Raw genomic sequence first — 4,376 nt, 5'->3', positions numbered from 1 at the left:
TAGATTGGTAAAAAAAAGACATTAGTTGATAAGTTCTTTTGTTTTAATTATTTGTTTTTTAATTTTTCTTTTTATTATTTTATTTTTTTTTTCTTTCTTTCGTTATTTTTAATATTATAAAAATCATAACATGCTAAATATATTTTGTATTTTTTTCCTCTTTTTTTGTCTTTATATTCGATAAACCATTGATTAGATTTTTTTTCAAAAATTGTACATTTTCCCTTTTTTGATTCTGTTTCAAGCCATTTATAAATTTTTTTATTAATATTTTCATAATTTTGATTTTTTTTATTTATAAAAATAATTGAAGATTCGCTTTGCCAATCCAAATATTCAAATAATTGATTAAATGTTTTTTGTATTTGTTTTTTTCCAACCCATATTTTGAATTCGGAAATATATTTTAATTCTTCATTATTTAATTTAATATAAATATCGCATTGTCCGTTACTATTCAAAGTTTCGGAAGTAGGGTTATATTCTTGTTTTAAAATAAGTTTTAAACCTATTAAAACAATATCACGAAAACCATTTTCAGTTAAATTTGTTAAATTACTAATACATGAGGGTATACTACTACAAATTTTATCGATATTATAATTAATTTTAAATACTAAATCTTCTACTTTATTTTTTTCTTTTTTTTCTTTTATTTTATCTTTAAATATACTCATTTTTAATATTTTAATCCACTTCAAAAAGATCCTTTTTTTTACAAAAATAATCTATTAATTCTTGATTTGTAATTTCTTTTTCCCAATTAGGTGTTGGTTGATAAAATTTATCTTTCCAAGGTTTTTGTTGATGAGTAATATCGGAAATTTGGAAAGGTTTATATTTTTGAATTTCATTGAAAATATTATCGATAATTTCTTTTTCTTCATTATTTAATTTTTTAAAATCGCCTTTTTTAGAAGGGTTAACTATAAATCCGTTATTATTTTCTTTAATATGATTATATAAAATAGGAAAAACAGGTCCGTATAACCAAGCTTCTAAACGTTCATCAATTAATGGTTTTTTTCTTTTTATTAAAGATTGAATATGAGAATAATAAATTATTTTATGCAACCTCAAATGATTTAATTCAGATTTTTTTTGAATAATGTAATTAGCTACGTCAAAAATGTTAATTTTATTATTTTGATTATTCATAATTATATCCTTTTTAGAATTTTTTTGTATATTAGTATTATAGTATATTTTTTTTAATAATAAAAATTTTTTTAAATTCTGAATTTTTTTTGTTAATTTTTTTAATTTAGTCTTTCATTTTTTATTTCATTTTTATTTGGTTAATATTTAAATTTTCTTCCTGAGTATCATCCCAAAATATAATCTTTTTGATGATTATTTTGTGTTTTAAAAGATTTTCTAAAATGTATTTATTATTGACCAGAAAGATATGTTATTTTAAAAGGATTTTGGCGAAGGTTTAAAATAAATTCTGATTAATCCTTTTGGGGATTTTCGAATTCAATTCATAGTATAAAAATTTATTATTAATTGAATTATATTTTAGTGAATACTATTGTTATATAAGCAACACCATTAATACCAATTAAATTCATTAATTTAAGAATTTATTTTTCGGACTTAACGGAATATCTACTTTTATTAATTTGGGTTGTTTTGCTAATTATGCTTGTTCAGAAATTGATTTTGTATGTTCAGTTGTTGTTTATTTTCTTTTTCTAGTTCAGTTTCTTGTGAATATTTTGAAGGTATTGTTTAATTTGATGTTTGTTTGAACTGATTCAATTTTATTTTGTGGTTTTGATTCTGAATTAGAAGGAGGTAATAGTTTTTTGTATCTTGTTTAACATTTTCTTTCTTTGTATAATAAATTATAGTAGCTATTACGCCAATAATAATAATAGCTACTAAATTTTTGAAAAAATTATTATTCATAAATTTAATTTTTTTTCGATTATAATAATTAAATATTTAAATTTAATACATTTTTATTATGTATTTTTACAGTTTTTAATTTTGAATAAGAATTTTTTTACCATAATTATTTTAGGAATGTTTATTTGATGTGTTTCAGCTATAATTTTGGGGTACAGCACGAATCAAAGAAGTCAATATAAAAATATTAACCCCTCATATAATTAAAATTTAAGGAATAAAAATTAAGGAGATTTAATTAATGTTTAAATTACAAAATCAATTGAAAATAATGAGTATTTGTTTATTTGTTTTTTTAGGATTTTTATTTATAATTAATAATAATCAAGTTATGGCTATGAAAAAACAAAACTCTTATATAAATAAAAAATCAAAAGATATAAATAATGAATTATTTAATTTGTTAACAAACAAAAAAGAATTAGAGGATAAAATTCACTGTTTTAGACCAAAAGAAAAATTAAATAGTTACGAAATAAATGAGGTTTTAAAATTAGAAATAGAGCATCATAAACTTAAATCAAAAATATCAGAAATTTACAAAAATAATTCTAAAATGTCAAAAGTAACTTTTAATTTAAAACCATTAATTAAAATTATAGAAAATTAATTTTATCGATTTTTATTAATATAAAAAATAATACATTATTAATTTAGAAGAGACCCATATTAAGGTCTTTTTTAGTTCATAACGAAAGGAAGTTCTGATCAATGTTAATTAAAAAAACTTTTCATTTTTACCTATTAATCTCATCTTTTTAATAATTACCTTACTGTTAATCATTTCTTTGATAACAGTTTATTATTTAATCCAATTTTATCTTTTAACTTCAAAATAAGTATATACCAACTAAAAAAAGAATGTGGTCAAATTTTATCATTATTTAACCACTAATAAATAAAATAATCATGTGATATCTCTTTAATAATTGGTTAATCAATCTTAAATAATGGTCTTAATATTATATAGTAGTTATATAAGTAGTTATTTCCTTACTTATCAAAATCAATGGTTAAATTTAGGTTTATTAATAATCATTTTTTTATTATTTACTTCCTATTTTCTTATGTCTAATTGATTTTATCCTTAAATGTTGTTATCATATTCTTTTTTTATTTATTATTTAGTAAAATATCTTTTATTATTATTCAAAAAAATTTTTAAGAAGGAATAATCATTATGCAAATCAAAAACTTAAATCAACGTACAAAATTATGGTATCAACATCGACAAAAATACATCAACGCTTCCGAAATAGCATCCATTACTGGCTTAGACCCTTTTCGTTCCTTAGAACAATTAGTTCATGATAAACTCTTTGGTACGTCATTTACGGCTAATCAATATACTTTACATGGTCAAAAGTTAGAACCGATCGCGCGTCAGTTTTTCGTTCAAAAAACTAATTTAACTTTTGAAGATGCGATTTTTGTGGATGATGATTACCAACAATTTTCCGCTTCTTTAGATGGTTATCATCAAAAAACTAATACGTTATTAGAAATTAAATGTCCTTATGTTGATATCAATAAAAAAGTATCTTCTACTTGGAATAATTTTTTAACTCATCCTCATCTTGAAAATATTCCTAAATACTATTGGGCCCAAGTTCAGTGTCAACTCTATTGTTCTCAAGCTCAATTCGCTTATTTCCTAGTTTATTTTAATGACCAAAACTATCATGTTGTTCGCATTTATAAAGATAAAACCTTTATTCCTAAAATGATTGTTGATAGTAAAAAATACTTAGAACTTTTAACTAAAGCCCAACAAGAACTCCAAAGAACGACTTATTTAAAACAATTAAGTAAAATCAAATAATTAATTAACACTTAAAGACCTTCAAATTGAAGGTCTTTTTTTATACTAAAATTTAGAATAAAATAAGTAATTTAACTAACTTAACTAGATATTTTTTAATTTTTACTAACATGTTCCAAATTCAAGAATAATGTATTAAACCGTATTTAAATACTAATAAAATCATTTTAATCGATCGTTGGTTAAGTTTTAATTTTGTCTATCGGGCTTATCTATTAGATGTCGTTGTGAAACTAGTTCCTTAGTTTATTTTCATCAAGTAGAACCGCACTGCGCTGTTTCAAAAAATTGTAAATAAATTCATTTTAAAATTAGTAATTTTAGGCAGCGTTTATTCAAAATTGAATCATGTTATTTTGAATTTTTTTTATTATTATTAATATATCTTTTTATTATCAAGCGAAAATATAAATAAATAACTTTAAATTATAATAATTAAAAATTATTATAAGTAAGATATTTTTTTATAAAAAAGATTATTTTATCATTATAAAAATTAATTTGATACCTTATAAACAAAAAAACTGAATGTAAAAATTGTTTTTTTTTTTTTTTGTCTATAATTACAATTAGTTAATATTAGTTAACAATTAATAATTAATTAATAGTCGTAGTGTTATAAAAAAATGTAAATTTTTTT

At 20.3% G+C, this 4,376-nt stretch carries 5 protein-coding genes; 2 read left to right on the top strand and 3 right to left on the bottom strand.

Annotation, left to right across the window (positions count from 1 at the left end; translation table 11 throughout):
* Nucleotides 1-74 precede the first annotated feature (74 nt).
* The 3 genes from KTO59_RS03525 to KTO59_RS03515 all read right to left on the bottom strand — a co-directional run bounded on the left by KTO59_RS03525 (nt 75) and on the right by KTO59_RS03515 (nt 1,914).
* Nucleotides 75-701, bottom strand: a complete 627-nt coding sequence (locus tag KTO59_RS03525) for a hypothetical protein (RefSeq protein WP_284928663.1) — start codon at nt 699-701, stop codon at nt 75-77.
* Nucleotides 688-1,158, bottom strand: a complete 471-nt coding sequence (locus tag KTO59_RS03520; RefSeq protein ID WP_284928662.1) for a Panacea domain-containing protein — start codon at nt 1,156-1,158, stop codon at nt 688-690. Before KTO59_RS03520 ends, KTO59_RS03525 begins: the two co-directional genes overlap by 14 nt.
* Nucleotides 1,159-1,734: 576 nt before the next feature.
* Entirely contained in the window at nt 1,735-1,914 is a 180-nt protein-coding gene (locus KTO59_RS03515; protein WP_284928661.1) for a hypothetical protein, read from the bottom strand.
* A gap of 241 nt (nt 1,915-2,155) precedes the next feature.
* On the opposite strand from KTO59_RS03515, the gene KTO59_RS03510 reads away from it, so the two are divergent.
* Nucleotides 2,156-2,524 (top strand): SVM family protein, encoded by a 369-nt coding sequence (locus KTO59_RS03510; protein WP_284928659.1) that lies wholly within the window; start codon nt 2,156-2,158, stop codon nt 2,522-2,524.
* 570 nt (nt 2,525-3,094) lie between these two features.
* Nucleotides 3,095-3,736 (top strand): YqaJ viral recombinase family nuclease, encoded by a 642-nt coding sequence (locus KTO59_RS03505; protein WP_284928658.1) that lies wholly within the window; start codon nt 3,095-3,097, stop codon nt 3,734-3,736.
* Nucleotides 3,737-4,376: the final 640 nt, after the last annotated feature.

Source organism: Candidatus Phytoplasma sp. AldY-WA1, from assembly GCF_020312115.2.
Classification (GTDB): Bacteria; Bacillota_I; Bacilli_A; order Acholeplasmatales; family Acholeplasmataceae; genus Phytoplasma; species Phytoplasma vitis.
This window is presented reverse-complemented; position numbering and strand designations above follow the sequence as displayed.